4 protein-coding genes are annotated in these 3879 nt (G+C 70.0%); 2 read left to right on the forward strand and 2 right to left on the reverse strand.

The window, feature by feature from the left end:
* Window positions 1-1993: pyruvate, phosphate dikinase (ppdK, locus tag Q0M60_RS14215; RefSeq protein ID WP_296820742.1), on the forward strand; the 1993-nt coding region annotated here is incomplete at its 5' end.
* Between the two features lie 6 nt (window positions 1994-1999).
* Here the strand turns inward: ppdK and Q0M60_RS14220 are convergent.
* Window positions 2000-2434 carry a hypothetical protein gene (locus Q0M60_RS14220; RefSeq protein WP_296820744.1) on the reverse strand — a complete coding sequence of 145 codons (435 nt, stop codon included), beginning with the start codon at window positions 2432-2434 and terminating at the stop codon, window positions 2000-2002.
* A 46-nt stretch (window positions 2435-2480) separates the two neighbouring features.
* A complete protein-coding gene (locus Q0M60_RS14225) occupies window positions 2481-3044 on the reverse strand; it encodes a hypothetical protein (RefSeq protein ID WP_296820746.1) in 564 nt (187 codons plus the stop codon).
* 213 nt (window positions 3045-3257) lie between these two features.
* Between Q0M60_RS14225 and Q0M60_RS14230 the strand changes: the two genes are divergently transcribed.
* Entirely contained in the window at window positions 3258-3782 is a 525-nt protein-coding gene (locus tag Q0M60_RS14230; protein ID WP_296820749.1) for a porin family protein, read from the forward strand.
* Window positions 3783-3879: the final 97 nt, after the last annotated feature.

Raw genomic sequence — 3879 nt, forward strand, 5'->3', positions numbered from 1 at the left:
CGAGGACTGGGGCACGGCGGTCAACGTCCAGTCGATGGTCTTCGGCAACATGGGCCAGACCTCGGCGACGGGCGTGGCCTTCACCCGCAATCCCTCGACCGGCGAGAGCCGCCTCTATGGCGAGTTCCTGATCAACGCCCAGGGCGAGGACGTAGTCGCGGGCATCCGCACGCCGCAGGCCCTGACCAGGGCCGGCCGCGAGGAGATGGGCGAGAAAAACCCCTCCATGGAAGAGGCCATGCCCGAGGTCTTCGGCCAGTTCGTCGAGGTGGTCGGCAAGCTCGAGCGCCACTACCGCGACATGCAGGACATCGAGTTCACGGTCGAACAGGGCCGGCTGTGGATGCTGCAGACCCGCAACGGCAAGCGCACCGCCAAGGCCGCGCTGAAGATCGCCGTCGACCTGGCCAGCGAGGGCATGATCGGCCAGGACGAGGCCGTCAGCCGCATCGAGCCGCAGGCTCTGGACCAGCTGCTGCACCCCACGCTCGACCCGCGCGCCCACCGCCACGTCATCGCCAAGGGCCTGCCGGCCTCGCCGGGCGCTGCCACCGGCAAGATCGTGCTCGACGCCGACGAGGCCGAGCGGCTGGCCCAGCTGGGCGAGGCGGTCATCCTGGTGCGCGAGGAGACCTCGCCGGAGGACATCCACGGCATGCACGCCGCGCGCGGCATCGTCACGGCCCGGGGCGGCATGACCAGCCACGCGGCGGTGGTCGCCCGCGGCATGGGGCGGCCCTGCGTCTCCGGCGCCGGGGCCATCCACATCGCCGAGGCCGAGGGCGGCTTCCGCTGTGGCGGCCGTCTCTACCGTGCGGGCGAGGTCATCACCATCGACGGTTCCACCGGCGAGGTGCTGGACGGCGCGGTGCGCATGATCGAGCCGGAGATGACGGCCGAGTTCCAAACCCTCATGGCCTGGGCCGACGATATCCGCCGCCTGAAGGTCCGCGCCAACGCCGAGACTCCCCAGGACGCCTCGACCGCGCGCGGCTTCGGCGCCGAGGGCGTCGGCCTGTGTCGGACCGAGCACATGTTCTTCGACGACACCCGGATCGCCGCCGTGCGCGAGATGATCCTGGCCGACGACGAGGCCGGCCGCCGCGCGGCGCTCGCCAAGATCGCGCCCTTCCAGAAGGCGGACTTCGTCGAGCTGTTCAAGATCATGGCCGGCCTGCCGGTGACGATCCGCCTGCTCGACCCGCCGTTGCACGAGTTCCTGCCGCACACGCCCGAGGACGTTCGCGCCGTGGCCCAGGCCACGGGCCTGGACGCCGACAAGCTGATGGGCCGGGCCAAGGCCCTGCACGAGACCAACCCGATGCTCGGCCACCGCGGCTGCCGCCTGGGCGTGGCCTATCCCGAGATCTACGAGATGCAGGTCCGGGCCATCTTGGAGGCCGCCTGCGAGGTCGACGCCGAGACCGGCCAGGCGCCGCTGGTGGAGATCATGCACCCGCTGGTCGCCAAGGGGCAGGAGATGAAGTTCCTGCGCGAGCTGACCGACCGGACGGCCGAGCAGGTCTTCGCCGACCTCGGCCGCCGCGTGGCCTATCTGGTCGGCACCATGATCGAACTGCCGCGCGCCGCGCTGCGGGCCGACGACCTGGCCGAGCACGCCGAGTTCTTCTCCTTCGGCACCAACGACCTGACCCAGACCACCTTCGGCATCAGCCGCGACGACTCCGGCCGCTTCCTGCAGGCCTATCTGGATAAGGGCATCTTCGAGCACGACCCCTTCGTGCGCCTCGACCCCGAGGGCGTCGGCGACCTGATCCGCATCGCCGCCGAGCGCGGCCGGGCCCGGCGTCCGGACGTCAAGCTGGGCATCTGCGGCGAACACGGCGGCGACCCATCCTCCATCGCCTTCTGCGAGAGCGTGGGCCTGGATTACGTCAGCTGCTCGCCCTACCGCGTCCCGATCGCCCGGCTGGCGGCGGCGCAGGCTGCGCTGCACGCACGGGCGGGGACGGAGCGGGAGAAGGATCGGTAGGGCGGATCAGTCCGAGACGACGAGCGGCGGCGCCGCAGCCAGGCTCGACCCGCAGATCCGCCCCATCGCCTGGAACGACGCCAGCGCCTCGGCGTAACGGGGCTCGCCGATGACGAAGATCATCTCGGGCCGGCCAGGCGCCGTCTCCCGCACGCCGAGCGAACCGACGCCGTCGCCCTGCACGAACCGCAGGCCGCCCAGGTTGACCACGACGTCCTCGCCTCCGGTCCACATCAGGCTGAGCGTACACAGGTCGATGGAGGGGCTGAGGATCGCGCCGCGCGCCACCTCCACGCCCGCGTCAGCGTCGACCAGGATCAGTTCGGTCCCGGTCAGGCCGCGGGCCAGCATCTCCGCCTCGGCCTGCTGGGCGACGGTGTCCTGCGCCGCCAGCGCAGACAGGCCGGACGCGACCACCAGGCTCATGATGACTGCGCGCATCGAACTCTCCACGTCCGGTCGCGACCAGCTTACCCCAGACCGCGCCTCAGTGCGCGTCGCAGTTTGCGCCCAGGCGAATCCGCTCGACGGTCGACTGGTCTTCGCTGAGGAAACCATAGAGGTCGCCGGTGGAGAACACCCAGCCCACGGTCGTTTCCTGGACTTGCAGGTCCGGATAGGCGGCGCGCAGTGCGTCCGCCGTCGATCCGGCGTGAACGCCTTCGGGAGTGGCCAGGTCAGGAGACGTGCTCTCCCAGCCAGATAGCTCATCGCCGGTGAAGAGGAGGGTGAAGCCTTCCCAGTTTGCGTAGTCAGTCGCGCCGGCGCCGCACTCCTCGTAGGCGCCGCTGCTCGTCGGCTGGCCCCCCAGAGCCTGGCTGACCATGGCCAGGGCGTCCGACTTGCCGGCGCCGAGTTCGAGCGTCAGGTCGCCCATCACCAGGCCGTCCGCCGAGAGCACGATGCCGGCGTCCGGATCTACGGTCGGCGCGTCGGCCGCGGGCTCAGATGCGGCCGGGGCCTCGCCTTCGGTCGTGGCGTCGCCAGCAGGCTGGCAGGCGGCGAGCGACAGGGCCGCCATGGCGGCGGCGGTAGTGAACAGGAGGCGCATCGTTTTCCCCAAGGCCTGATGTTGACGGCGAAGCTTAATCACACGCCTCGCGTTCGACCAACGAAGTTCGCCGAAATTCCCCTACAGCGTTGAAATATATGGCCACGCTTGCGCCTTGATCCGGTCTTGGAACGACCATCGGGCGCTTGGAGTTTCCCCAGCGCTGGAGGGGCCGGCGACCGCAGAAGTCGCCGAAACCAGCTAGGAGTTCTCATGCGCATTCTTGCTCTCACGACCGCGGCCGCCGCCGTGGCGTTCACCGCCGCTCCCGCGGCCGCCCAAATCGATCCGTCGTGGTACGGCTCGGTCGGCGTCGCCAACGTCAGCGCCGAAGACACTGACGTCGATCTGAACGCGGTGACCGGCCGCCTCGGCGCGCGCCTCAACCCGTATTTTGGTGTGGAAGGCGAAGCCTCCTTCGGCCTCGGCGACGAATCGGTCGCTCCGGGCGTGGACGCTGAACTGAGCCACGACGCCTCCGCCTATGCGGTCGGCTACTACCCGATCTCGAACAACTTCGAGGTCTTCGGCCGCGTCGGCTACGGCACGACCGAGATCGAAGTGTCCGGCGCCGGCTCGAGCGTCTCCGAAAACGAAGACAGCCTGAACTACGGCGTGGGCGCCCAGTACTTCTTCGACGGCGCGAACGGCGTCCGTGGCGACTGGACCCGCCGTGACTTCCGCGACGACGCCGGCGAAGCCGACGTCTGGTCGATCAGCTACGTCCGCCGCTTCTAAGGCGCACCGCAGCTGAGATGGGAAGGGGGGGCCGGGGGGGCCGCGCCCCGGGTGGGGTTTGCGGAAAACAGGGGCGGGGGGGTGTACCCCCCCCGGC

The sequence above is a fragment of the Brevundimonas sp. genome (genome assembly GCF_024711105.1).
In the GTDB taxonomy this organism is placed as follows: domain Bacteria; phylum Pseudomonadota; class Alphaproteobacteria; order Caulobacterales; family Caulobacteraceae; genus Brevundimonas.